27 protein-coding genes and 1 riboswitch are annotated in these 25,771 nt (G+C 47.1%); of the genes, 17 read left to right on the top strand and 10 right to left on the bottom strand.

The window, feature by feature from the left end; translation table 11 throughout:
- Positions 1-67 precede the first annotated feature (67 nt).
- The 10 genes from K6T23_RS20330 to fabZ all read left to right on the top strand — a co-directional run bounded on the left by K6T23_RS20330 (position 68) and on the right by fabZ (position 10,743).
- Positions 68-901 (top strand): stage II sporulation protein SpoIIQ, encoded by an 834-nt coding sequence (locus K6T23_RS20330; protein WP_238283147.1) that lies wholly within the window; start codon positions 68-70, stop codon positions 899-901.
- 486 nt (positions 902-1,387) lie between these two features.
- Positions 1,388-1,690, top strand: coding sequence for a DUF4212 domain-containing protein (locus K6T23_RS20325; RefSeq protein WP_053429619.1), 303 nt, complete (start codon positions 1,388-1,390; stop codon positions 1,688-1,690).
- Between the two features lie 57 nt (positions 1,691-1,747).
- The gene (locus K6T23_RS20320) at positions 1,748-3,415 is read left to right on the top strand and encodes a sodium:solute symporter family protein (RefSeq protein WP_056539126.1); all 1,668 of its coding nucleotides are present in this window, start codon (positions 1,748-1,750) and stop codon (positions 3,413-3,415) included.
- Between the two features lie 211 nt (positions 3,416-3,626).
- The gene (locus tag K6T23_RS20315) at positions 3,627-5,915 is read left to right on the top strand and encodes a bifunctional glycosyltransferase/CDP-glycerol:glycerophosphate glycerophosphotransferase (RefSeq protein ID WP_238283145.1); all 2,289 of its coding nucleotides are present in this window, start codon (positions 3,627-3,629) and stop codon (positions 5,913-5,915) included.
- A gap of 695 nt (positions 5,916-6,610) precedes the next feature.
- Positions 6,611-6,871, top strand: a complete 261-nt coding sequence (gene spoIIID / locus K6T23_RS20310) for a sporulation transcriptional regulator SpoIIID (RefSeq protein WP_048004881.1) — start codon at positions 6,611-6,613, stop codon at positions 6,869-6,871.
- Between the two features lie 297 nt (positions 6,872-7,168).
- Positions 7,169-8,179 carry a rod shape-determining protein gene (gene mreB / locus K6T23_RS20305; RefSeq protein ID WP_053429617.1) on the top strand — a complete coding sequence of 337 codons (1,011 nt, stop codon included), beginning with the start codon at positions 7,169-7,171 and terminating at the stop codon, positions 8,177-8,179.
- A gap of 66 nt (positions 8,180-8,245) precedes the next feature.
- The gene (locus K6T23_RS20300) at positions 8,246-9,058 is read left to right on the top strand and encodes a flagellar hook-basal body protein (protein ID WP_238283143.1); all 813 of its coding nucleotides are present in this window, start codon (positions 8,246-8,248) and stop codon (positions 9,056-9,058) included.
- A gap of 57 nt (positions 9,059-9,115) precedes the next feature.
- The gene (locus K6T23_RS20295) at positions 9,116-9,934 is read left to right on the top strand and encodes a flagellar hook-basal body protein (RefSeq protein WP_238283141.1); all 819 of its coding nucleotides are present in this window, start codon (positions 9,116-9,118) and stop codon (positions 9,932-9,934) included.
- A gap of 15 nt (positions 9,935-9,949) precedes the next feature.
- On the top strand, positions 9,950-10,207 hold the full coding sequence (locus tag K6T23_RS20290) for a DNA-directed RNA polymerase subunit beta (protein WP_048004884.1): 258 nt from the start codon (positions 9,950-9,952) through the stop codon (positions 10,205-10,207).
- A 101-nt stretch (positions 10,208-10,308) separates the two neighbouring features.
- Positions 10,309-10,743 carry a 3-hydroxyacyl-ACP dehydratase FabZ gene (fabZ, locus tag K6T23_RS20285; protein ID WP_048004885.1) on the top strand — a complete coding sequence of 145 codons (435 nt, stop codon included), beginning with the start codon at positions 10,309-10,311 and terminating at the stop codon, positions 10,741-10,743.
- 48 nt (positions 10,744-10,791) lie between these two features.
- Here fabZ and K6T23_RS20280 read toward each other — a convergent pair whose 3' ends face one another.
- Positions 10,792-11,355, bottom strand: a complete 564-nt coding sequence (locus K6T23_RS20280) for a class D sortase (RefSeq protein WP_238283140.1) — start codon at positions 11,353-11,355, stop codon at positions 10,792-10,794.
- Complete coding sequence (locus K6T23_RS20275) at positions 11,352-11,645, bottom strand: helix-turn-helix domain-containing protein (RefSeq protein ID WP_238283138.1); 294 nt, start codon at positions 11,643-11,645, stop codon at positions 11,352-11,354. The genes K6T23_RS20280 and K6T23_RS20275 overlap by 4 nt, the downstream gene beginning before the upstream one ends.
- Positions 11,646-11,890: 245 nt before the next feature.
- Here K6T23_RS20275 and K6T23_RS20270 point away from each other — a divergent pair, with 245 nt between their 5' ends.
- On the top strand, positions 11,891-12,553 hold the full coding sequence (locus K6T23_RS20270; RefSeq protein ID WP_238283136.1) for an LPXTG cell wall anchor domain-containing protein: 663 nt from the start codon (positions 11,891-11,893) through the stop codon (positions 12,551-12,553).
- A 315-nt stretch (positions 12,554-12,868) separates the two neighbouring features.
- Positions 12,869-12,991, top strand: a riboswitch (cyclic di-GMP riboswitch).
- A gap of 31 nt (positions 12,992-13,022) precedes the next feature.
- Positions 13,023-13,175: an anti-repressor SinI family protein gene (locus K6T23_RS20265; protein WP_238283134.1), complete on the top strand. Its 153-nt coding sequence runs from the start codon at positions 13,023-13,025 to the stop codon at positions 13,173-13,175.
- Between the two features lie 49 nt (positions 13,176-13,224).
- Here K6T23_RS20265 and K6T23_RS20260 read toward each other — a convergent pair whose 3' ends face one another.
- Together K6T23_RS20260 and K6T23_RS20255 are read right to left on the bottom strand one after the other, a co-directional pair.
- Positions 13,225-13,545, bottom strand: coding sequence for a helix-turn-helix domain-containing protein (locus K6T23_RS20260; RefSeq protein WP_053429610.1), 321 nt, complete (start codon positions 13,543-13,545; stop codon positions 13,225-13,227).
- A 97-nt stretch (positions 13,546-13,642) separates the two neighbouring features.
- The gene (locus tag K6T23_RS20255; RefSeq protein WP_159645623.1) at positions 13,643-14,083 is read right to left on the bottom strand and encodes a YwpF-like family protein; all 441 of its coding nucleotides are present in this window, start codon (positions 14,081-14,083) and stop codon (positions 13,643-13,645) included.
- A 261-nt stretch (positions 14,084-14,344) separates the two neighbouring features.
- Between K6T23_RS20255 and K6T23_RS20250 the strand changes: the two genes are divergently transcribed.
- On the top strand, positions 14,345-14,707 hold the full coding sequence (locus K6T23_RS20250; protein WP_048004891.1) for a single-stranded DNA-binding protein: 363 nt from the start codon (positions 14,345-14,347) through the stop codon (positions 14,705-14,707).
- 18 nt (positions 14,708-14,725) lie between these two features.
- A complete protein-coding gene (locus K6T23_RS20245) occupies positions 14,726-14,890 on the top strand; it encodes a hypothetical protein (protein ID WP_156450683.1) in 165 nt (54 codons plus the stop codon).
- A gap of 184 nt (positions 14,891-15,074) precedes the next feature.
- Here the strand turns inward: K6T23_RS20245 and K6T23_RS20240 are convergent, their stop codons facing one another.
- From K6T23_RS20240 to K6T23_RS22230, 6 genes are all read right to left on the bottom strand, one after another.
- Positions 15,075-17,894, bottom strand: coding sequence for a DEAD/DEAH box helicase (locus K6T23_RS20240; RefSeq protein ID WP_238283132.1), 2,820 nt, complete (start codon positions 17,892-17,894; stop codon positions 15,075-15,077).
- Positions 17,887-19,512: an SWIM zinc finger family protein gene (locus K6T23_RS20235; RefSeq protein ID WP_238283130.1), complete on the bottom strand. Its 1,626-nt coding sequence runs from the start codon at positions 19,510-19,512 to the stop codon at positions 17,887-17,889. Before K6T23_RS20235 ends, K6T23_RS20240 begins: the two co-directional genes overlap by 8 nt.
- 102 nt (positions 19,513-19,614) lie before the next feature.
- Complete coding sequence (locus K6T23_RS20230) at positions 19,615-21,192, bottom strand: alkaline phosphatase (RefSeq protein WP_238283128.1); 1,578 nt, start codon at positions 21,190-21,192, stop codon at positions 19,615-19,617.
- A gap of 351 nt (positions 21,193-21,543) precedes the next feature.
- Positions 21,544-22,770 carry an efflux RND transporter periplasmic adaptor subunit gene (locus tag K6T23_RS20225; protein WP_238283126.1) on the bottom strand — a complete coding sequence of 409 codons (1,227 nt, stop codon included), beginning with the start codon at positions 22,768-22,770 and terminating at the stop codon, positions 21,544-21,546.
- Positions 22,771-22,779: 9 nt separating this feature from the next.
- The gene (locus K6T23_RS20220; protein WP_238283124.1) at positions 22,780-23,445 is read right to left on the bottom strand and encodes a hypothetical protein; all 666 of its coding nucleotides are present in this window, start codon (positions 23,443-23,445) and stop codon (positions 22,780-22,782) included.
- 165 nt (positions 23,446-23,610) lie between these two features.
- The gene (locus K6T23_RS22230) at positions 23,611-23,739 is read right to left on the bottom strand and encodes a hypothetical protein (protein WP_258523289.1); all 129 of its coding nucleotides are present in this window, start codon (positions 23,737-23,739) and stop codon (positions 23,611-23,613) included.
- 343 nt (positions 23,740-24,082) lie between these two features.
- Between K6T23_RS22230 and K6T23_RS20215 the strand changes: the two genes are divergently transcribed.
- The 3 genes from K6T23_RS20215 (at position 24,083) to hutP (ending at position 25,769) form a co-directional block, all read left to right on the top strand.
- A complete protein-coding gene (locus K6T23_RS20215) occupies positions 24,083-24,232 on the top strand; it encodes a YwzD family small protein (RefSeq protein WP_238283123.1) in 150 nt (49 codons plus the stop codon).
- A 481-nt stretch (positions 24,233-24,713) separates the two neighbouring features.
- Positions 24,714-25,187: a hypothetical protein gene (locus K6T23_RS20210; RefSeq protein ID WP_148985719.1), complete on the top strand. Its 474-nt coding sequence runs from the start codon at positions 24,714-24,716 to the stop codon at positions 25,185-25,187.
- A 135-nt stretch (positions 25,188-25,322) separates the two neighbouring features.
- Positions 25,323-25,769: a histidine utilization transcription antiterminator HutP gene (hutP, locus tag K6T23_RS20205; RefSeq protein WP_159645587.1), complete on the top strand. Its 447-nt coding sequence runs from the start codon at positions 25,323-25,325 to the stop codon at positions 25,767-25,769.
- Positions 25,770-25,771: the final 2 nt, after the last annotated feature.

Below are 25,771 nucleotides of genomic sequence, written 5' to 3'. Positions count from 1 at the left end.
GTTCAGAATGATTGCTGAGGTGATGAAAATGAGAGAGGAAGAAAAGAAACATACTTCTCCAAAATTTTTGAAAAGGCGCTGGGCCTATCCAGCAATCTACTTGGCAAGTGCAGCAGTCGTGATCACAGGGATTTTGTGGTACCAAGCATCGAATGATGTGAACGAGAAAGCAAAGGATTACAGCTATGATGGAGTTCCTACCGAAAATCAATTTGATCAACCTGCAGAAGAAGTCAACCGTTCACTCGAAAACTTCGTAATGCCAGTCGCCAAGCCGGATGAAACCGTCATTGAGAAAGAATTCTATGATGCTAATGCCACGGCCGAAGAACAGGAAGCAGCGCTCATCGTCCACGGAAATGAGTACTATCCGAACCAAGGGCTCGACATCTCGAAAGAAGGCAAGAACTTCAATGTCCTTGCTGCCATGAGTGGAGAAGTTACAAAGGTTCAGGAAGATGCCCTACTTGGGAACACGATTGAAATCGAGCACTCCAAAGGTGTCGTCACACGTTACCAATCGGTCAAAGACTTCAAGGTTGCTGTTGGTGACACAGTCAAGCAAGGTCAGGAAATTGCCAAAGCAGGCAAGAGCAGTCTGAACGAAGAAGCTGGTGTACACGTACACTTTGAAATCCGCAAAGACAGCTTAGCCGTGAATCCACTTGAGTACTTCAATAAGTCCCTTGCCACCCTTCAAGAAGCTGACTTGGATCAACAAGTATCCACAGAGCAAGCTTCTGAAGACAAAGGTACAGAAGAGAAGAAAGATGCTGCTGAAGAAAAGAAAGAGTCTGAAGGAAACGAAGGACAAGCCAAGCCTAAACAAGGCGCGGAGAAGAAAGAGTCCGATGAGTCCAGTACTACCCCGGACGCAGCTGATACTAAAGACGAAGAATGATCCCATACGGAACCGGCCCATTGCGGCTGGTTCTTTTTTTGCGTCAATAACCTGCGAGGCCATTCGACAGGATGTTAGTTTGGCAGGAAAATAATACAGACGGTCTTCCGGTTCTGCAGGGTGCCATCTTGCTATTGTAAAAAAACAACGTCATAGGCGATGAAATTTCTGTCGACTTTTTTTTATTGACCCTGTCCAGCACCCTATACATAATGATGAATAAGTATTCAGGGAGGAGAAATATGTTCATTTAAGAAAACGCTTACATAAGGAGGTGACATCCATTTACTTTTTCATCTTTATGGCGCTCACGGGTTTTTGCATCTTTCTCAACATAAGGAAAAAGAAGGCCTTTTATCTGGCCATCCCATTCGTGGCCCTCTTTGTATTCTTGATTATTCAGATCGCCATGGTGCCGGCTCCATTTTTCGAAACGGTGAAGTTCATTTTCAGTCTGAGGTAGTGTGAAAAAAAGGGGGGAACGGAATGAAAAAAATCGAAAAGGTGAAAGCCGATCGGTATTTCAGAGAGAAAAACATCTATATGGGTGTGTATCTGGTCATTTGGTTCATCGCGTCATTCGGTGTAGTGCTGATTGCGGAACCACTGTCTTCCTATACGATTGGCGGTTTTCCTTTCCATTACTTCATGGGGGCGCAAGGAGCGGTCGTCACCTTCATCTTACTGCTGTTTGTCAACGCAGTCGTTAGTGACAAAATCGACCGGAAGTACGGAATCGACGCGAAGAAGAATGAAGCCCTCAGCTATGGGAAGACGCTGGATCATTAAAGAGACAAGAGAAATTGGGATGAAGAAAAAAGACAGAGTGTAGGGGGAAACGGATAGATGGATTCTCAGCTGTTAGTATCGACGATCATCATTTTGGTGACATTTGCCTTATACATTGGTATCGCTGTATACAACAAAGCAAAAGAAACATCGGATTTCTATGTGGCTGGTCGCGGGGTCCCGCCGATCTTCAACGGGATGGCCATCGGTGCTGATTGGATGAGCGCCGCATCATTCATTGGTATGGCTGGAACGGTCATGATTCTCGGGTATGACGGCCTGGCCTATATCATGGGGTGGACAGGGGGATATCTCCTTCTCACGTTCCTTCTGGCCCCTCAGCTCCGGAAATATGGACGTTACACCGTTCCGGAATTCATCGGAGACAGATTCAACAGCCATCCGGCACGGATCACGGCGGCGATCTGTACCATCATCATCAGCTTCACCTATTCTATCGGACAGCTTTCCGGGTCGGGGGTCGTCATCGGTCGGTTATTCGAAATCGATGCGAAGATCGGGACGATGATCGGGGTCGTGCTCATTGCATTCTATGCGGCCTTTGGGGGAATGAAGGGAATCACCTGGACGCAGGTGGCGCAATACCTTGTTCTGATCATTGCCTATCTGATTCCTGTCATTTTCATGTCCCTGCAACTGACAGGAAATCCGGCTCCTTGGCTGTCGTACGGGAGGATCGTCGAGGAGATCGGTGAACTGGACCGGCAGCTCGGTGTGTCAGAGTATTTTGCACCTTTCACGAACGGATCAAAATGGCAGTTCATCGCCCTTATGTTCACCCTCATGGCGGGAACCGCAGGGCTTCCACATGTTATTGTCCGATTCTATACGGTCTCCACGATGAAGGCAGCTCGCTGGTCTGGGGCATGGGCGCTTCTCTTTATCGGGATCCTGTATTTATCAGCACCTGCCTATGCAGCATTCTCGAGGTTCATCCTCATGACGAAAGTAGCCGGAAGTAAGATCAGTGAGCTCCCTGCATGGACAAAGTCGTGGGTCGATACAGGGAAGCTTCAAGTGGCGGATACGAATGGTGACGGCATCCTTCAGTGGCAGGAGATCATCATCTCCAATGATATTGTCGTCATGGCGACTCCGGAGATTGCCAACCTGGGTGTATTCGTCATCGGTCTTGTGGCAGCGGGAGCCATGGCAGCGGCCCTCTCCACTGCAGGCGGACTTCTCATCGCCATCTCGTCTTCCTTTGCCCATGACATTTACTATAGGGTCATGAAACCGGGGGCATCAGATGCAAATCGTTTGGCCGTGGCCCGTTGGACGATTGTGGTTGCCACGCTCCTTGCAGGTCTCGTGGCACTGAATCCACCTGGTGTCATCACCCAGATTGTCGCATGGGCATTTGCCCTTGCGTCGGGAACATTCTTCCCTGCACTCCTGCTCGGGGTCTGGTGGAAGCGCTCCAACGCCCACGGAGTAGTGACAGGTATGCTTGTCGGCCTGGGAGTCACCTTGCTCTATATCTTTCTCGCGAGGGAGGGCTATACGGTCTTGGGGATCATTGACACGGGTGCCGGCGTCTTCGGGGCCACGGCAGCGATCATTGCCAATATCACCGTTTCACTCCTCACCCCTGCGCCGTCTCAGAAACTTCAGGATGAAGTGGAGAACCTCAGGTATCCAGAGCAGATGACCTATAAGGACGGAGAGGTATGGATCGATGAAGATGTAGATTTTAAAGGATGAAGCTAAGGAAGGCGTTCCACATTTGTGGGATGCCTTTTTTGTTGAATCCATCCCTAAAGCGAAAGAGTTCGGATATCTATTGATACTTCGATTTCTGAATTATTTTTTGCGAATCAATATGAAAAGTCAATAAAGATATTTCAAAATTTGGCATGGGTGTTATAATGAAAAAGATGTTTTTTAGGGATTTTTTTAGGAAAGTAGGGAGATTATGAAATTTTCAATTATCATTCCGTATAAAGACAAAGGGAATAATGAAAAATTTCTCTGGAATTGTATAGAAAGTTTACGAAAACAAATTTTCACAGATTTTGAAGTGTTATTTATACATAATAAGCCTGGAGTCAGTGCCAACCTTGATGTAGGAGAACTGAATGTAATAGGTATTGAGATGGATGACAGTGCTTTATTATCTGATTACAGAAACAAAGGTATTGAAAGAGCTAATGGTGAGTTTATTGTTTTTCTCGATGCAGATGATTACTTGCATCCGAATGCCTTAATATATGCTAAACATATGATTGATGCGGATACTGAACATGTTGATGTGTTTAAATTCGGTATTTCCGAAACGAGTTTAGATAAAATATCCACAATGAAGAAAAACAAGCAGGCGTTCTTTGGAGAAGAGCCATTACCAAAGTTAGAATCTGTGCTAAATGAAGTGAATATCCAAGTCGATCAGCACCAAATAAATCAAATCATGTATGGTTTGTTCGAGAAAGAGATCATACAGCTTAATTATGAAATCATTAAGGTAAAGGAATCCCTAAAAAAATTAAACTATCGGTACAGAGCACATAGTTTTATTATTAGAACATCTTTCTTGAGAGATCACGATATTACATTTAAATCGGAGAACAATTTATATAGTGATATTCCATTCTTGATTGAACTATATAACAAGGTTCAAACGATAAAACAGACTAAAACAAAACTTTACTACAAATATCTGCATAATGACCCGATCAATTCTCCATCCTTATCACAAGAAGAGCATGGCGACAGAATGCTAAAGCGATTGCAGGCATACAATGAGTCTCTGATTAATTGTGATAACCTATACCTCGCTAAGCAAATTAAATTAACAGCAGTTAAGTTCTATTTGTATAAGATAGTCACAAGTGAAGGATTTAGTCGCTCGTATAAAGAAATCAAACCTTTATATATAGAATTAAATTCAATATTGAATAAGTCTTCAGAAGGACTAAATTTGAGTAAAAGGCACTCCTACGAAATTAATGCAATAAAAAAAGGGAATTTTAAAACGGGCTATATGTTTAGTAAGGCAAGAGATTTTGGATATAAAGCCCAGCAGTTTACAAAACCAAAAAATAAAAGATTTAGACAGAAGAAAATCCAAAAAAATATCTTTGCCAAATTGCCTATTAAAAGCAATACTATTTTATATGAGAGTTTTTTGGGAAGAAACTATTCGGACAGTCCTAAAGCGATTTTCAATTACCTTTTGGAAAAAGATCCGAATAAGTGGAAGCACGTTTGGGTGTTGAACGATAAAGATTTAGTGAAAGACGAGAAGGAATTTAATAATAAAAATGTAAAAATAATCAAAAGATTTGGCTGGGAATATTTTTACTACATTACAGTATCTAAATATTTTGTGCTCAATATGCGACAACCTAAGTGGCTATCCAAAAAAGATAATCAAGTTATACTATCCACTTGGCATGGAACTCCACTGAAACGACTGGTGTTTGATATGGAAAATGTAACATCGGCAAATAAAAATTATAAGAAGGACTTTTACGATCAATCAAGAAATTGGGACTACTTAATTGCAGCAAATAAATACAGTCAATCGATCTTTGAAAGTGCCTTTATGTATCCATCAGAAAAGATCTTGACATATGGGTATCCTAGAAATGATATTTTAAAGAATCACTCTAAGGAATATAAAAATCAAATTAAAGACAAACTGGGGATCCCAACCTCTAAAAAAGCAATTTTGTATGCACCGACGTGGAGGGATGATGAATTTCATTCTGCAGGGAATTATAAGTTTACCTTGAAATTAGATTTAGAACGTATGCAAAAAGAGTTTGGTGACGAGTATGTGATTATTTTGCGGATGCACTATTTTATTTCGGATAATATCGACTTATCGGGACATGAAGGCTTTGCCTATGATTGTTCCAAGTATAATGATATTAATGACCTGTACATAGCCAGCGATATGCTTATAACAGATTATTCTTCCGTATTCTTTGATTTTGCGAATTTGAGGAAACCGATTCTGTTTTACACTTATGATGTTGAGAAATATCAAAGTATGTTGAGAGGGTTCTATATTGATGTTTATAATGACCTGCCGGGGCCATTATTAATGTCAAATGATGATGTGGTTGATTCGATTAGGAACATAGATGAAGTTAACAATAATTTCAAAGATAAATATGAAGCCTTCTACAACGAATACTGTAATCTTGAAGATGGTCAAGCCACTAAGCGAGTAGTTGAAAAGGTGTTTGAACATAAGTAAGGAAGTTGGAGAGATTCAGTAATTTTATGTGAATTGAATTAAGAAGCCTGTTTCGCTGTATAGAAACAGGCTTCTTATATTTATAAAGAACACCCCATGCCCACAAATGTCGATGAATACATAAAATGTAATGGAGTGCTCATCGCAGACCAAAAAGCTCATGCTCGAAAGGCATCAGTCAGCAATGAATCACCAGTTTGGAATGTGGATTGACAACCATGTAAGTAGAACAAGATCATACATTTTCCCTTAGGTCATTGGGGTGAAACGGTGGTTAGACGTTAACCTGACGAGAATCAGTTGATTTGTTTCAGGCTTTAAGGGGTACTTTGAGAATTGAAACATTAAGTATGTTCATATGAATCATAAATGAAGGGTATTTTGACTATTTCTCAGGAAATAGATCAAAATATGTCGCATGGCTCAAAATGAATTCTGAAAATTCAAACGTTATCTTGTCCTTATTCGGTAAAGTGTGCATATATGGGGACAAATGCTAATAAAATGAAACAAACCTATCAATACAGAGAGTGTTTGAGGTGAGGAATCGTCCATATCCCATAGCGAATCAGTCACATATATGTTTATACGTTGTAAACCACGGGCCATAACGGCAACGTAACTTATACTAATCACTCATGCGAAGCGAGTCTCATTTCACACTTCTCACATCCAATTTGGGGAGGTCGAGTGGTGTGCACGATTACATCAAAGAGAGAACAATCAAGATTGGCAAGTATATCGTGGAGACAAAGAAAACCGTTCGCGTCATTGCGAAGGAGTTTGGCGTGTCCAAAAGTACGGTCCACAAAGATTTAACGGAACGGCTGCCTGAAATCAATCCGGAGCTTGCAAACGAAGTAAAGACAATACTGGATTATCATAAATCGATCCGACACTTAAGAGGAGGAGAAGCCACGAAGCAAAAATATAGGAAAGAAGAACTCCACAGCTGAAACCGATGCGCCACGCCCGCAGGAAGAAGGGCGGATGGCGTATTTTTACGTTTACAGCAGCGAGGTGGAGGGTCCTCAAATGAATGGAAAGAGGTTGAATTCGAGTCATTCAGCCTGCTCCGAAAGGCAATAGAAGGCGATTTAAATAAAATTCATTTTTTTGACAAACAACTCCTGCTTTCGACACGTTTATGGTAATATAATTAATTAGGTGAAGATTTTACCTTAACGTTAAAACGTAACTACATAGGAAATAAACCATAGATCAATTGAATGAGAAGAAGGGAGTCACAACAAATGTTCGCGAAAGATATCGGTATCGATTTAGGTACAGCAAATGTATTGATTCATGTAAAGGGGAAGGGGATCGTCCTTAACGAGCCTTCCGTCGTCGCGTTGGACAAGAATACGAATAAAGTATTGGCAGTAGGAGAAGAGGCGCGCCGCATGGTTGGCCGGACGCCTGGGAATATTGTCGCGATCCGCCCGCTTAAAGATGGGGTCATAGCAGACTTCGATGTAACAGAAGCGATGCTGAAGCATTTCATCAATAAGCTGAACGTGAAAGGATTCATGTCGAAGCCGCGCATCTTGATCTGCTGCCCGACAAACATCACGAGCGTCGAACAAAAAGCCATCAAGGAAGCAGCCGAGAAGAGTGGCGGCAAGAAGATCTACCTTGAAGAAGAGCCTAAAGTCGCAGCCATCGGAGCAGGCATGGACATTTTCAACCCGACCGGGAATATGGTCGTGGATATCGGAGGGGGAACCACGGATGTAGCGGTCCTTTCCATGGGCGATATCGTCACAAGCCAGTCGATCAAGATGGCAGGGGATAAATTCGATTATGAAATCCTGAATTATATCAAACGCGAGTACAAGCTCCTCATCGGTGAACGTACAGCGGAAGACATCAAGATCAAGATCGGTACGGTCTTCTCCGAAAATCGCGAAGGCGAGATGAATGAGATGGACATCCGCGGACGTGACATGGTATCAGGTCTTCCACGTACCCTTACCGTGACAGCAAAAGAAATTGAAGGGGCCCTTCGTGAATCAGTCGCTGTCATCGTCCAGGCAGCCAAGAACGTCCTGGAGAAGACTCCGCCAGAACTATCAGCGGATATTATCGACCGCGGTGTGATCCTGACAGGAGGGGGAGCGCTTCTTCACGGTATGGACACGCTTCTTGCGGAAGAATTGAAAGTACCTGTACTCGTAGCTGAGAACCCGATGGACTGTGTAGCGGTCGGAACGGGTCTGATGCTTGAGAATATCGATAAAATTTCACGCCGTAAAATCGGCTGATCGACTGAAATAGTCCGGTGAGGTTCCGATGTAAGAGAAGAGACAATAAGAAATGAGGTGGACGTTATGTTCCGAGGATTCTATACGGTGGCATCCGGCATGCTGTCACAGCAGCGGAAAACCGAAATGCTGACCAATAATATCTCCAATGCCAACACGCCGGGCTATAAAGCGGACACGGCTGCGATGCGGGCTTTCCCTGAAATGCTCATGCAACGCATGGACTCGACGACCGTCCCGACCGACAATCGACTGTCCCTTCCTCTTCACCGGAGTATCGGGAGCTTGAATACGGGTGTCTATATGCAGGAAACCATCCCGACCTTTACCCAAGGTGACCTGCAGGAAACGGGCAATGCCACGGATATCGCCTTGATTACGGGAACCCTTCCAGATGAGGGGGGAGCCGTCCTGTTCACCGTTGAAGGAGATGGCGGGGAAGAGCGATACACAAGAAATGGGAATTTCACAGTCAACGGCAACGGATTCCTCACTACCAATAGCGGGCACTATGTCCTTGATGGGAACGGGGAGCGGATCCAGCTTGATTCCGACGAATTCAGCCTTGGCGACAATGGGGAGATTCTGGTGAACGGAGCACAGGAGTCTTCACTTGGCATCGCCTACACAGGAAATGCGCAAGACCTGGTGAAAGAAGGGGACGGTCTTTTCTCTTCTGAAACAGCTCTGACCCCTGCTCAGGCAGGCACCTTCACCATGGTCCAGGGTCAGCTTGAACGATCGAACGTCGATGCGTCCAGGAGCATGACTGATATGCTTTCTTCTTACCGTGCGTTCGAGGCGAATCAGAAGGTCCTTCAGGCGTATGATCGCAGCATGGACAAAGCGGCGAATGAAATCGGGCGTGTGAATGGGTAGTAAAAGATTGTCAATGAAATTCGACAGGAGTTACCTTATAATAAAGGGGACAAAATCATGAACCGGACGATGGTGACAGCCACAAACACACTTGGTCAGCTTCAAAAGCAGATGGACTTGATCGGGAACAACCTATCGAATGCCGATACCACCGGCTACAAAAAGAGGGAAGCTACGTTTTCCGATCTACTGGTCCAACAGGTGAACAACCAGCGCGTGGACCGCTTTGAAGGCGGCAGACTCACTCCTCTTGGCGTCAGGGAAGGAAGCGGGGCACGACTATCCAAAACTGCTTTGAACCTCACACAGGGCACCCTGAAGGCTACGGGGAGGTCCCTGGACTTTGCCCTGAAGGATGAGCGTCAGTTCTTCAAAGTGGATGATGGAACCGATGTCCGCTATACGAGAGACGGTGCCTTCTACTCCACTCCCATGGAAAATGGCCGGTCCATGCTCGTGAATGCTTCGGGATTCCCGATCCTGGATGAGAATGATGATCCGATCACGTTCTCGGATGAAGCTTCCACCTTCGAGCTTGGCGATAATGGCGTGCTGAGCATCATAGGGCCAGCGGGGACCGAGAACGTAGACCTCGGCATTGTGACGATCGCCCGTCCCCAGTTCCTCGAACAACTCGGCGGTAATCTGATCGGACTGAGGACCGATCTAGGTGTGACCCGGAACGAAGTCTTGACGAATCTGACCGGTGCCGGGCGAACGGGCATTTCCATCAGCCAAGAGGCCCTGGAAGCATCGAACGTGGATGTGGGCAAGGAAATGACGGACCTGCTGAATGTCCAGCGTTCCTATCAGTTCCAGACACGATCCATCACCATGGCCGATCAGATGATGGGATTGGTCAACGGTATACGCTAAAGGAGTTTTGAACAGATGAGCGAAAAAGAACTGTTGCAGGAGCAACCAACTGAAGAAACGAAGACAGCCGAGGAACAGGCTGCACCCAGATGGGTACGGGTACGCCTTTTCCCGATCTGGCTCCGCGTCCTTTTATTCCTCGTGCTGTTCGCCGGGTTTCTTGCCCTTGGAGCCGTTTTTGGATATGCCGTCATCGGTGACGGAAAAGCCTCTGATGTGTTCAAAGCCGAAACATGGCAGCATATTGCAGACATCGTCAAAAAAGCAAAATAACGAAAAGGCCTCTGAAGCTCAGGGCCTTTTCTTCGTTCTATTCCATTCTCCCCTTCAATTCTGTACAATAAAGGGGACATACCACTGTAGGAGGACCATTCATGTTAGATATCAATGAAATCAAAGACATCATCCCGCATCGCTATCCTTTTCTTCTTGTGGATCGCATCCTCGAAGTAGAAGAAGGGAAAAGCGCGATCGGCATCAAGAACGTCACAGCCAATGAAGAATTCTTCAACGGTCACTTCCCGGACTACCCGGTCATGCCGGGCGTGCTCATCGTCGAGGCCCTTGCTCAGGTAGGAGCTGTTGCTATGCTGAAGAAGGAAGAAAACAGAGGAAGACTTGCTTTCTTTACCGGAATTGATAAGTGCCGCTTCAAGCGTCAGGTGAAACCAGGGGATCAGCTCAGACTTGAAGTCGAAATGGTCCGCTTCAAAGGTGCCATCGGAAAAGGGAAGGGCGTTGCCACCGTTGACGGGGAAGTAGCCTGCGAACTTGAGATGATGTTTGCCCTTGGAGAAAAAAGCGAATAAAGCAAAAAGCCGATCCGCATATGGATCGGCTTTTTTCATGGACAGGGATCAATGGACGGGGCGCGCATGGATGATGTAGCGCTGATCGGTACTGGAGAGGTACTCGAAGGGATAACAGGTTGATAATGTCAGCATCTCTTCCCCCGCTGGCTCCATCACTGACAGATCGTCCTGATCCACGATCACACTGCCTGTGATCCGATAGGTGAACGTCCCTTCAGCTAGGCGGATCTCCAGTACATCTCCCGGCTTCAGTTCACCCATCCGTGTGAATACTGTATCACGGTGGCCTGCAAGGAAAATCCGTTCTCCTTCCCCTGGAAGTGCAGTAGAGGGCACATGACCGACCCCCTTCTCCAAATCATCCTCATCAGCCCCCGTCACGATGGGTACCTCCCTGTCAAGAGCCGGGATGCGCAGAATCCCGATAGCTTCCCCGTTCTCCCGATCCTCTGAGGGAGTCCCGGCACCCGCACTGATGGCCTTTTGGGCGGAAACCATTGATTCATCACGAGCGTGCTTCTGCTCCTGAATGCCGAAGAGGGAGGCACCCACATACACAAGACCTGTACAAATCAGTAAAATCCCAATGACTGAGATCCATTTATTCATAGCCATCCTTGGAGAAACCCAAAGAAATCCTTCTTTGTAAGTCCGCCTTCAATCGCCTGCTTGAGCGAGGCGATCCACTCTTCGAGCTCCTCATCTCCTTCCAAAAGTATTGCATCCAACGAAACGTCGAGGGCACGGCTCAGCTTCTGCATAATTTCCAAGGAAGGGTTTTGCTGCAAGCCCCTCTCGATTGAACTGATATATGATTTGGAAACCGATGATCGCTGGGATAGTTCATTGATGGTTATGTTTTTCTTTTCACGAATTTCCTTTAATCTGCTTCCTAGCATAGGTCGCTCTCCTTTTTGATTGAGTGATTTCATTATAATGAACAAAATTTCTTTTATAAAGTACAAAACATTCAGAAAACGAGAGACGGAATGAGGATAAGGGAGAAACAGATGGAATATATATCCTAAATCGCTTCATATGATGTTTTGAGAGGTTTCGCTTAAACCGTATACTACAGATAGGTGTTCATTAAAACGAACGACATGTTTGATAGAGATTACATTTCAGATAAAAAGGAATGAACATGATGAAGCATCGGATGCTCTTTTATATTCTTTTTCCTCTCCTGTTCGGTTTCTTTACTCTCTCGACGGCTCATGGGGAAGGTCCAGGGATGACGATTGAGCCTAGCGGATCCTATCTGTTCGATATCAAGAATGCCAAACCTGGAGATTGGGTAGAACGCTCGCTTACCGTCCATAACGAAGGCGATGAAGACCTTGCTTACACTCTTACTGTGAGAAATCTATCGGAGACGGATATTCTATACAACGAATTGGATATGACGCTGCTTCATGGCAACACCATCCTGTTCGATGGGAAATTGAAGGATGCATCTTCCTTCAAAGCAAGGGAGCTTGCGAAGGGCTCAGGAGATGAACTGCTCCTCATCGTTAAAATGCCCTATGAGCTTGGCAACGAGTTCCAGGGAACCGTGGCACGATTCGAGATCCAGGTTCAGGCCTCCTCCTTATTCGCTCCTGACAAGGGAGTGAAGGATGTTGAGGGAACGAACGGTGGGCAGGTGATCCCTGCGGGAGGCGGCCCCTCACCGACAGGTTTCCTGCCGAACACGGGAACGGATCTTTATCGATGGCTGTTGATCGGCGGCCTCCTTATGACGACGGGGATCATCGTCCTGGCATGTAACGTCCTGATGAAACGAAAATCTGAAAGTGCGGGGTGAAGGGAATGTTCAAAAAAGATTGCAGCCGATGTATGCGTCCATCTTTCAGCAGTGCCGAGAGCGGGGAGTGGATCTGTCCAGCGTGCGGATATGACCTCACGGCACTTCCGGTCAAACCTCCTGTAAGTTTCAGGGAGATTTCTCAGACCGCTGATTCGACAAGGAAAAGCAATAGAATCAAGAATTTTCTGAATAGTGTGTAATAATTGGTTATTATGATGGAATTTAGGGTATAGAATTTTTACTGAGCCGACAAAATCCAACATCTTCTTCCGCAGATGAGGATTATAATGGAATTAAATCCACAGTCAGGTAATCAGATAAAGGCAAACCTGCTGAAAGGCAGGGACGCAAAGTCACAGGTCTAAGGTTGGACATATGCGCAATGATTCCCGTCAGCAGGAGCGTATCGAACACTAGGATGGCTGGATTGCCTGAAATACAGTCATGTATTTTGGGAGGAGATTAAATGGGCAATCGTGAATTGGATCAAGAATGGGTAGAGTTGATGAAAGAGGCAAAAACAGCCGGGATAACGCTGAGGGAGGTCAAGGAATTTCTTGAAGAACCACAAACAGATCGTTCGCATAAAAAGTATGAGAGCATCGGATCAGTCCTCTGAAGAGTCCTTCCGATGGAAAAAGTCTTGAGAATAGATGATTCTCAAGACTTTATTTTTGTCCAAGCTTCCATTTATTGAATTCGATGAATTCCCGAAATTGATCTTTGGTGATACCGGAATCCATGGCTTCTTCGGTGATTTTCATCCATTCATAGTCCAGTGGTGTTTCTTCCGGAGCATCATGGAGAAGGGCATCCATGGAAATTCCTAGTGCTGCCGATACTTTTTCAAGGAATTGAACGGACGGATTCTGTTGAAGGTTTCGCTCAATGGAGCTTAGATAGGACTTGGCGACGCCTGCCCGGTCAGCCAGCTCCGTCATGGACATCTTTTTTTCCGTACGGTATTTCTTTACTCGTTCTCCGATCAATGAGCTCACCTGCCTGAGGATTTTCGTTCTCGTTGTTATTAGTATAGCAAAATACAGAGAAAGGCTCTATTTGTTTTTACATAATTGTGTATGTTTATCAAGTACCGGCCTTTGAGTTGGCAGGAATCCTCGGTTTTTCCACCATTTTATCTCTGAATGCCTGCAACAGTTCTTCCCCAGACATCCCTTTTTGAATCAAGTCGTCCAACAGGAGTTCGGCGTATTCATTCTTCTGCTTTTTCAGCTTTCCTTCAAACATGATGCTGATATTTGCACCGAGCTCTTTGATGCATCGGATCGACGTCATGAAGGCGGCAGGATCGTTCCCTTTGTGGGAGATCACCACCTGGATCTCAAGGTCCTCGCTTTTTTGCTGGGCCTCTTGGAAGAATTCAATATGATCATTGGTCAGGAGGGTTTCTACGAGCCATGTCTTCTTGCCATCTTCTTTATTGATGATCAGTCCATCCACGATATCAACATCCACGAGTTCGTCGTTTTGAACTACCTGCAGTGAAACCACCTTGAATGTTTTCATCACCGAACCTCCTTAAGGGTTTTTAAAAATTATATCATATGAAGAGGCACACCCCTAGCTCAATTCGCCAACGAGAAAAATCACGCTAGAGGTGAATTTTGCATTTTTAAGGTGGATTTCACCGGTAAAAAGGAAGTTTCCCTAGGAGAAACTCCTGTTATTCTCTTTCATGCCCCTATGAATTTGATGAATTGACGATTTTACAAGTGTGCAGGGAGGGGCTATGATGATAACAATTTCAGAAGAAAGGAGTTAAAAAAAGTGATCAATCAAGTGACGCTTGTTGGCAGGCTGACGAAGGACCCCGAGTCCAGGAAAACCCTTGAAGGAAAATCGGTCCTCAATGTGACTGTGGCCGTGAACCGGCAATTCAAGAATCAGCAGGGGCAGATCGATACGGATTTTGTCCTCTGCACGCTGTGGAACAGGGCGGCGGATAACACGGAAAAATACTGCCGGAAGGGGTCCGTCATCGGAGTGACTGGAAGGATCCAGACGAGATCCTACGAAAATGAAACGGGAAAGCGCACGTATGTGACGGAAGTGGTAGCCGAGAACGTCCGTTTCCTCGACAGCAAGCCTCCCGAAGAAACGAGGAAGGAAGCGATCGAGATCCCATTTTGATGAAGAGGAGAAGAAGGTATGAAAGAGCTGGAAACACGAATCGATCGCTTGGAGCAATTGAACGAAGACCTCATCAAGAAAGTGGCCCGCACCAATGTAGAGAACTTTTATCTATCCCAACGAATTACCGCCCTTGAACAGGGTTATGAATATGCAGGCCCTTCCTTGATCCCCTCATCCTAAGAATCCCTAAGACTTTTACGTACCACCAACCTATACGCTTGAACCTCGAACCACCAACCTCTGTAAAGCTTCTTATATAGAATCAATGAACCCCTCAATTTCCCCTACTATTGACCGGTCTTCCACGAAGACCGGATTTTTTATGCGCAAAACAGGCCATCCGGTGTTTCCGGATGGCCTGATGTTATTCCAATACGAGTAGGGATTGGAGATCCTGGTCGGATAGCTCCGTGACCCACTGGTCGCTGCGGATGATTTCATCGTTGAGCGCTTGCTTTTTCGTAAGCATGGCATCGATCTTTTCTTCGAGGGTTCCGGAAGCGACGAGCTTGTGGACGTGGACGAATCGTTTTTGCCCGATCCGGTAAGCCCTGTCTGTCGCCTGATTCTCGACTGCCGGGTTCCACCAGCGGTCATAATGGACCACATGGTTGGCGGCGGTCAGGTTCAACCCGGTGCCTCCTGCTTTCAACGAGAGAAGGAAGATGGGAAATTCCCCGTTCTGGAAGCGATCGACGAGTTCGTCCCGTTTGGCTTTCGCCATGCTGCCGTTAAGGAAAGGCGCGTCGACATTAAATTCTTCTTTCATCATGTCCTGAATCATTTCCCCCATGGAGATATACTGGGTGAAGATAAGGCATGCTTCTCCTGAATCGAGTGCCGTTTCCACGATGCTCCTCAACTTCTGCATCTTCTCCGAACGGCTCAGGATCGACTTGGGATCCGGCTCCTTCAGATAGAGGGCAGGGTGGTTGCACAATTGCTTGAGCTGATTGAGCATCTGCAGGATCAATCCTTTGCGCTCGAAGCCGCTCAGGGTTTCGACTTTGGCCAGGGTATCCTTGACGAGCTGCTCATATAGGGCCGCCTGCTCAGCCGTGAGGGCGCAGTATTCCTTCTGCTCGAGCTTTTCAGGGAGATTGAGCTCGACCTCTGGATCCTTCTTCGTCCGTCTCAGGAGGAACGGTTTGATCTTGGCTTGCAGGGCTTTGACCCTTTCTTCGTCTTCATCCTTTTCAATCGGTGCAATATAGTGCTTCTGATAATAGGTGAATCCACCAAGATACCCCTGATTGAGGAAGTCGAAGATCGCCCACAGCTCCGACAGGCGGTTCTCCATCGGCGTGCCGGTCAGGGCGATATGATGATTCCCTTTAAGCTTCCGGATGGCACGGGATTGTTTCGTGTTGGAGTTCTTGATGTTCTGGGCTTCATCCAGTGAGATGGAGCTCCAGGTCACCTCTGACAGCTCCTCGAAATCCAGATGGGACAATCCGTACGAGGTGAGGAGCACATCGACTCCTTCGATGGCCTTTTGAAACTCTTCGCCTTTTGCCCGGACTTGCCCGTAATGGAGTCGTACATTCAAGGATGGGGCGAATTTCTCCAGTTCGCGCTGCCAGTTCCCAAGGACCGATGTTGGCGCAATGATCAAGGCAGGGAAATCTGCCTTTTCATGCTCCTTCACATGAAGGAGATAGGTGATGAGCTGTACGGTCTTTCCGAGTCCCATATCGTCGGCAAGACAGGCACCGAACCCGAACTTCCTCAGGAATAGCATCCAGCTCATCCCGAGCTCCTGGTAAGGCCGGAGCTCACCGATGAAGTCATCGGGCGTAGGCGTGATCGGGATGGTGGATACGTTCGTCAGCTGATGGATCATCTTCTTCATGGAACGGTTCAGTTCAAGCTGGATGCGGGCATACTTTGTCCCGTCTTCATCTTCCCCTTCTTCGGTCATGCCGCCTTCCCCGTCATCAGGGACAAGCTCCTGCTCGAGCATATCCTGAATCGAGATTCCTTCTTCCTTTGCTTTGGTCATCATCTGCTGGATGCGCCTGATCATGGCGGGATCGAGCTTCATCCACTGTCCGCGAATCTTGACGAGGCGGCGCTGGTCTTCCACGAGCTGGTTGAAATCCTCTTCAGACAGATTGACCCCGTTCATGGACAGACGCCAGTCGAAGTCGAGCATGGCATTCAGTCCCACGAAGGACGGACGGTAGGTCGTATCGGTATTCTTCAATTTTGCTTTCACGAGTACCTGTGCATCCTTCATCGCTTCCCACCAGGACGGAAGGAGGATCTCGATATTCAGATCGATGAGCTTCTCACTGAGGATCGAAAGGAAGTCCCAGGCATCGTGTTCACCGAGGCTCGTGCGGAGCTTCCCGTCTTCATCCTTCAGGATCGGGAGCATATTCCCCCAGCGCTCCTGTTCGGCGCTGACTTCCTTCAGATGAGGCTTCCAAGTGGCGGGTACCGTATCCTCTAACAGGGAAATCACGCGGCTGGTCCGCTTTTTGTCCCGTAGAATCGTTTCGAGCTGCCATGTGTCTTCTTCATCCAGTGGCTCTGTGATGCGGAGGCCGATGGTGAAGGGGAGATCCTGGTCTTCGCCGCTGACCCACTCGCTCCAGCGTTGCTCGTCGAAATAGGCGGAAAGCTCTTCAGGCGTCAGGGTGCTTTCCTTCAGCTTACGGATCCGCTTCATGGCACCCGACCCTCCGGCGTTCATGGCGTCCTGTAGGGAGGTTTGGAACCACCCATCCGTCAGTTCCTTCACGTTCCTGCCATCTGGTAGGGTTTCGTCCCAGAATTCGCTGTTGAAATTATCCCAGACTTCATCGGGAACGTGGAACTGGAGCCCCTGCTCCTGCCATTCATCGAAGCGGGGAAGCCATTTTCCCGCTTCGATTGCTCCGAGGAGGATCGGTGCGACAGCAAGATAGGCTTGCCCGGATTCATTCCAGTCCCAGCTTACAAGGGAGCTGAATCGTTCACCTGCCAATAAGGTGAGGAAATCCCAGTGCCCTGCAGATACACTCATCCCATCTTCTTCGATGAGGGTCCCGTAGTAGCTCTCTTCATGCCAGAGGAAAAGCTGGCTCTTCCATTCAACCGGGTGAATCCATTCCCCGTTTTCATTCTGTGCGGTCAGCACAAAGCGTTCGCCATATTCAGATGGTTCAACATTAATCTTGACGGAAGACAATTTAAGCATCGATTAACTTACCCTTTCTGCATTCTTCTTGGAAAGCCCGGAGGCGTTTGAATCTATCTAGGATATAGGACAGGAATTGGTCCCACTTATCCGTCTGCTTCAGCTTCCGGTAGATGGTCCGAATTTTTTTCATGTAGCGGACCGCCTGCCTGTAGCTATCACGGTTCTTCTGCTCGATTGCGTTCATGACCCCGCTGAAATAAAGGGGGAGGGCGAGTTCCGGTTGTTCCTTCGTGAGATCCTTCAGTCCCATCCCTTCCATTTCAGGAATGCTGTAGTTCATATAACGCTGCAGCTCTACCCATTCCTTGTACTCCTTTACATTGATCAGATATTCATTGTAATGGAAGAAGCTGTACGGAAGCATGGCAAGGAGAAGTTCCTTGACGAGCAGCGGATCTTTTTCCGTGAGCCAGTCCATGGGCATGATGCGGATGAACCAGCGGACGAAACGGGACGCTTCGAACTGATCGAGGTATCCGACATGTTCCGGGAGTCGCTCAAGGAGGTGCCTGACAAGGAAAAGTCCCGCTTCGTACCGTCTGCCGGTGAAGAACTTGCGCAGCCAAAATTCAGAGAACGAAACCAGTTCACTTCCTAGTCCCTTTGCCACTCCATCGGCTTTGTCGAATTCTTCAAGCATCAGATAGTGGTGCAGGAGGGCAAGGTGACCGAACGTTTCAAGGTCTTCACCCGACTCAGAGATCCGTTTGATTTCCTCCTGTCTCCAAGCCTTCTGTTTAAAGAGGAAGTACCAGAGGAAACGATACACTTCGGCCTTGATCAAGGTGCTGTTTTTGGTGGAGTCACTGAGCCACACGGTTTTTTCCTTCAAGAAAGCAATATATGGATCGAAGCTGAACGGCATAGCATGCACAGACATCTTCTCCAATGCATCCTCCATTTCACCAAGGAGATAATCATACATGCTGTATTGCTCCGTACCGGCCTTCACGCCTTTTTCCTGAAGGAAGCGGTCGAGATGGATCGTCAGGTAGAGCGTGGCATACAGCTTGTAAAGGGGCTTCCATTCACGCTCGAAGGGTGACTCCTTCATGAAACGCTTCATGATATTCTGTACGAGCACATCCATGATATAAGGCTGCCTCTGCAGAAGCTCAAAGTCATCCGGCTTCAGGAGGGTATGGAAGTAATCCCACCACTCCTCAGGGGTGTTCCCCCGTGTTTTCCGCTCTTTGAGCAGGTCGCTCGCTTTCTTCAAGCCCCCGTGCTTCTTCATCAGGTCTTCAAGTCCGCCGGCTGTATCGTGTTTTCCGCTCCGCCAGTTGCCGACCCACTCGCTGACGCTGCCCGTCTTATTCAATAAGAACAAAAATACGGCCAGCTGATGGCGGCAGAACACGTCCTGAGGGCAAGAACAGGAAGAGATGAGGGGGAAGGTGAAGTTCAGCTCCACGGAGACGGGCGTCACATCCTGGACCTGGGCCATCACTTCTTCATCGCGCACCTTCACCTGTGAGACCGAATTCTGCCTGAAGAGCATGAGCCCTTTGGAAACGATATTGCGGTCCGCTTCACGTTTAGGGTCAAGTACTTCCTCGAGGGATTCGCTCACGTGATAAAGTTGTTCCTTCAGTTCCTCAATACGAATCGACATCAGCTAACCTCTCCAATCTATAAAATCGCATTCTTTTATTATAACGCAAATCGGGTGCGAAGAGGAGGGAAGAGGGGCCGCTGTATTTTTTGTCGAAGTGCCCTACATGGAATCCAAGTGGATATAGAAGGTCTTCCCGTTGAAAACCGTGACGCTTTTCAATGGGATTTTGTCATCATTCGACATGTAGTAGTTCTTGTTTTCAGGGAATCGGAGGATCGTTTTCCCTTTCTTGGCCAGCAATTCGGGGTTGGCTGTCCCTGTTTTCAACGTGACCTCGTATCCCTGTTTTTCAAGAGAATCTCTTCCATCTACATACCAGGAGCGATAGGTGTCCAGGGAAAAGCCGAGGAAGTCAGCCATGATCCCGGGGAGATCGGTGTTTTCATGAAGTCCCGAAGGCTTGCCGGGACCGAATGCATAAAGGAAGACATCTTCACCTGTATGTCCATGGGTGGTGAATCCGAGTCCAGCTTTTTGTGAAAGGGAGGAGGTCATCTGTGCTTTCAATTCCTTCTTGGAAGGGCTCCATCGGCATGATTGAGAGTCCAGGCCGTATGCACCGAGGGCATCCGTGGCATCTTTTCCTTCAAGAAGGGAGGTAGCGCCTTCGACGGTGAGTCTCGCTTTCTTCAGAGGATCGATGAAGCGTTTCATGGACTGGTGCTTATACGATCCGTCAAGGTCAGTATTTCCGATTGTAAGCCCGCTGTTGCCATGGTCTGTCACGGCGACGACCATTGTGTTCCCATCTTTTTTTGCAAACGTCAAGGCCTCGCCGACGGCACGGTCGAAGCTCAGGATTTCACTGATCATACCTACGGGATCATGTTGATGAGCGGCCCAATCGACCTTGCTTCCTTCAACCATGAGGAAGAAGCCGGTCTTTTCCTTGGACAGGTGGGAGATGGCCGTCCGGGTCATCTCGCTCAGGGTAGGCTCATCCGGCTTCAGCTCGCTCCGGTCCAGATCGTAGGAAAGGTCCTCTAAAGCAAACGCTCCCCACAGCTTTCCGGCAGAAGGCTCCAAGAGCAGTTCCTTCCTGTTGTCTATGTAGGCATATCCAGCGTCTCGAAGGGGTTTTTTTAAATCCTCTCCATCCTTGCGGGTGACCTCGTCGGTCTTCAGCATACCGTCATCCTGGGGAAGATTCTTTTCCTTCGGTGCAAGCCATGCGGAACCTCCTCCAAGGACAACATCGAGATCCTGATATACCTGCTGTTCGCCGATGGAGCTGAACTCCTCCCGTGTGATGGCATGGGAGGTGAAGGCGGCGGGTGTGGCATGTTGAACAGGGGAGGTGGCGACGATCCCTGTTGCATAGCCATGCAACTTAGCGGCTTCAAGTACCGTGATGAGGGGTCGACCTTCGGGGTCCATGCCGATGTAATCGGCTTTTGTCTTCACCCCTGTCGCCATGGCCGTCCCGGCTGCGGCAGAGTCCGTGATGGCCGATTCAGCTGAGTAGGTCCTCACCCCACCCGTTAGGATGCCATCCAGGTGGAGCGGTGATCCTTTATACCATCGTGAAAGGGTGACGGCATCTGAATTCGTGCCATCCATGATCATGAAGATGACATTCTTTTTGGGGGCAGCGGCATGGAGGCACGCAGTGGGCGCCGTAAATGCCAGGAGGATAAGTGGAAGCAGGATGCAGGCGATCTTTTTCGATCCGTTCATAGTAGACGTCTCCTTTTTTCATTGTTGATCTTAGTATGAACAAAGGATGGGCCGATAATGAGGGATAAAAAGAGGTTGAGGCAAAACTAAAGAGAGTTCATTTAATCAAGAACACGATACGTGTAGATTCTTTTTGCTGCTCATGATTTCCGTGAAAGACTACCCTTTCCACGGCAGGCCTCCTCATAACAGCTACTCTTCCCGCGGAAGTCTTCGTCTTGCACTCCAATCAACCGCTGGAAAATAGCCATGAAACAAAGTGAAAACCCGAATTCATTAGCCTGATCTTAGGCAAATGAATTCGGGTTCTACTATGACTGAAACATTTTTGTCCCAGTTTCTCGAGTCAATTTATTTTCGCTCCAGTATTCCAAGCATCAGGTTAGTGTACACATCAGCGCGGTCAAGGGTCTTGAAATCACGGATTTTCAATCGGCGCCAGTCAAGGGCCGTGATGAATCTTGTCTGATCCTTCAGGGCTGTAATCTCTTCCGGTTCCTCCACATACATTTCTCCGGCTTTTACGCCTGAGGTGATGGCCTGACGCCCGTCGACTTCAAGACCCGTCTCGATCTTGCGCTTTTTGACGGTGCCGTTTTTCGTCATAATCCAGAGGTACGCCTGGTCGTCCACCTTCTCAATGGCGGAGACAGGTACCGTAACGACATCCTTCGCTTCCTCCATGATGATGGAAAGGGACACGTGCTGACCGGGTCTCCACTGCGCTTCCTGCACTTGTACCTCCGCAGGATAAAGGCTTTCGGTCTTCAGATGGGGGTCGGCTTTCGGCAGGCGGTCCACTTTGGTGATGACCCCATCAAGGGATTTCTTCCCGTCATGCTTCACCCGGACATTCAAGTTTTCCTCCACCTCATCGACTTCTAGCTCTGTCAGATCGGTCGTGACGACAGTGGAATCCGAAGCGATCGTGACGAGGGGATTCTGGATTTCGTGTGACAGACTTTTGACCGTCCCGCTCACGCTGCTCTCCACTGTAAGGGTCGTCTCATATGAATCGATAGCGGCGATCTGCTTTTCGAGGCTCTTGATCTGGCTCTCAAGTTGCTCGGCTTCAAGCTGTTTAGAAACCATTTCACGCTTGATATCATACTCTGATTGTAAGGCCCCTGCTTCGATGGGAGCATCTTTTTCATCGGAGGATGGGGATGGAAGGGAAGTGACCAGCTTGGATAGTTCGCTAATGGCATCTTTAATGTTGGAAGCATCTTCTTCCAGCTTCTCCACTTCCGATTTCAGCACGTCGCGTTGTTGATACTGATCGGTGACCTCATATTCATATAGGGGTGTTCCTGATTTGACCTGTTCCCCTTCTTTTATTAGGAACTTTTTGAAGGTGGCAGACTCATCATTGAAGTAGAGATACTGATCTTCCTCTGGAATGACCACTCCAGGCTTGTAGAGCATGTCCCTGAGGGTTTCCTGACGGCTCAGTTCCCAGTGGTTGATGCGGACTTCCCGGTCGACCCGGCTGTCGGCTTTTTCAATTAGATATGTATTCACGCCTACGAAAACGAGGCTCACGGTTACGATGCTGTAGCGAATAAGTTTCTTCATCATTCATCACCTTTAAATTAACGTTGAAAGATCAAGATAAGCAAGCAGGGCATTCAATGCCCAGAAAAGCACGTTGACGAGTACGATCACAAGCCAGATGAGCCAGTTCTTCTGCCGTGTCAAATACTTGATCCCACGATACTGAAGGTAGATCATCCACACCTTGAATAGGGAGATGGCGCCAAGCAGGTACACCACATAAGAGTTTGAGGTAATGGCCTGGGCGATGACTCCTAGAGATAGGGGGGATGAATACCATTCAATAGAAAAGAATAAGGATAGCGGCACGAATGTGAGTTTCTCCAGGAGCAGGATCAAAAGCGTCAATCCCTGCACCATCACAATCTTGCGGTATTCGCCGTGATCGGAGATCGTCCAAAACACCAGGGATGAAAAGAAAAGGATCAAAGCGGCGTAAAGAAGACCCGCAATCAGACGTCCAAAGAAGAACATGGTCTTTTCCAGTTCATACTCCAAAGGGGTAAGGGAAGTCGCTTCTTTCGCGAGGGAATCCATTCCGATCCCGAAGAATGCCACAAATCCGAAAACCAGTGCGGAAAGAACAAATAGCCAGGTCATCTTCTTTGCAAAACGCGGCACGATCTCGGCTTCACCGAGGCGATAAAAAAAGGTGGATGGGGATGTAAGCCCCTTAATGAGCTTTGCTTCTGTGTGCATAGACAAGTAGCCTCCAACATAGTGATAATCCTTCTCTTATTCTATCGAAATTTCTGAAATATTACCATAAATTGTCGAAGGCATTTGGTGAAGAGTGGACTATTGAATCAGAATTTAGGGTAAGGAACAGAGGGCAAATAAAAAAGTGCCCGTTGAGGACACTTTTTACATGTTGTATGCAAGAACGGTGGTCCCTGCAATGATAGCAATGGTGAAGATGAAAAGGGTGGCGTACATGAGTTTTTTCTTTGCCCTCTTCTTTAGAATAATTTCTTCCGGTGTTAAAAACGACAACACGAATCCCTCCTGATTTGGCAGCTGACTGGCTTGGTGAGCCCCTTTAGCTTTGCGTTATCACCATACGATGATTTCTTTATGAGACAAATCGACACACATTCTTTATCGGTTTGTTTACTGTAATATGTAATAGCTAAACAGGACTTTTTTAACTATTTAAAATCATATAACACCCATACAATTTATGCCATGCTTTTTTAAATTTGGAACAAAAAATAGGAAATGGTAAGTATTTTGTATAAAATTGTTGAAAAATCTATCGAAAGATACAGGATTTTGGTAGTATGTGGTTATCGGGAATCCTAATACAAATCTGATGAATGAAGGAGTGAATACAGGTATGGAGAACAAAGCTAGAGAGCATGTTCTTTCTGTTTTGCAAAAGGCATTCGACAAAGGGCAGCAAGTGGATATGGACACGACCAAGATGATACAGTGGCTGCAGCAGGAGTTGCAATCAGGCATGCATTCCCGCGGGGAGAGACTCTGATTATCGCACTGTTTGCTGGCTTGGTTCATTCTTCATAATAAATTAGCTGAGCGATGGGACAGTCGTTCAGCTGGCGGTTCAATGGTTTTTATATAGTCCACTCTATACTTTATAAAAGTGGTTTTCGTCCCCCTCTTTATTCAAACCCACTATGATCTCCGATGTTTTTTTTTTCTACTATTCCTCCCTCAGTTTTATCCTTCCATTCATTTATACTTCAGAAGCGCTCATCTTAAAATTCGATCAGGACATCAACCTATACGGTAGAATTCATTTGACTAAAAAGTATTTTTTTGCCAAAAGAATGATTTGAATGCAATGGGAAGCCTCTCTTAATGAAGCTAGTACAAGTAAGAGTGTAGATAAGTGCAATATAAAGTAAAAAAATACTAGTATGTTTGTAAAAGCAGGAGGAAAAAACGCATAATATGTAGAATAAACCAAAAGTAGTAAAATATTACTAGTTATAAAGGAGGATACAATGGCAAGAGAATATCTGATTGTTTTTGAAGAGTATGACCTGACGAGACGCAAAGCCGATTGGAAGAATAAGCACCTGCTCCTCTTTGAAGGAAAGCACTACAAAGAAGGGATTGTCGCTATCTGCCGGCCTCCCGGATTTTCACATCCTCTTAAAGGGATTCTATACTCGAACTTCGTGATGGAAACGATGGGCTGCACCCTGTATGCCCTCCCGATCGCTGAAGGAAGCTCCCTTTCATTCAAATGTGTGGATATCGACGCAAACACGATCAACACCTGCAAGCTTATCTTGGAGAAAACGCATACGATGACCCGGTTGAATATCCTACCTTCCCACCCGCATGAAGAACCCCTCGATGACGACATGAAAAGTGATATACTCTCATTCTTCAGTTTGAAGACCGATGCCAGAACGGTCACCTTCCAATGGAAGCCCAATGTGTATAAAAGAGGCAAAAGCGTGGGGGAATAAGGCTTTACTCCGCTACCGAACTACCTCTCTAAGTTTCTAAAATCCCGATGATTTCCGTTGACCCAGGCCGATATCCTACATACAATGAAGATAGTTATTAGTATGTTTAGAATTTTCTATCAAGGTGATGACTCCATGAAAACAGCAGGGAATAACCGAATCGGCAAGAATGCCATGCTCCTTCTCCTCACCGAGAGGTCTGAAGAGGACTGGAATCGCCATTTCAACGAACTGAACTGGAGCTATTGCACCGGCAGGATCGGATCGATGGACAGCCAAAAGATCGTCGCGGCCATCGAGACCGCTGCAAAGCGGAGCGATATCGTCCGTGAAGACCTGTACCGCGAGATGCACGCTCTTTACCATGCCATCATGGAAGCACTCACGGGCGTCACAAGGGGTCATACCCAGCTGGGGGAGATCCTCAGGACAGTGGGGCTGAGCTTTTCGGTCGTAAGGGGAACGCCCTATCCCCAGGAAGAGGAAGGCGAGTGGATCGCCGTCGCTCTTTACGGGACCATCGGTGCCCCGGTGAAGGGACTTGAACATGAGACGATCGGTCTCGGAATCAATCATATGTAAAT

This window comes from Rossellomorea marisflavi, from assembly GCF_022170785.1.
Classification (GTDB): domain Bacteria; phylum Bacillota; class Bacilli; order Bacillales; family Bacillaceae_B; genus Rossellomorea; species Rossellomorea marisflavi_B.
The sequence above is the reverse complement of the archived record's forward strand: the minus strand, read 5'-3'. Positions and strand labels throughout refer to the sequence as shown.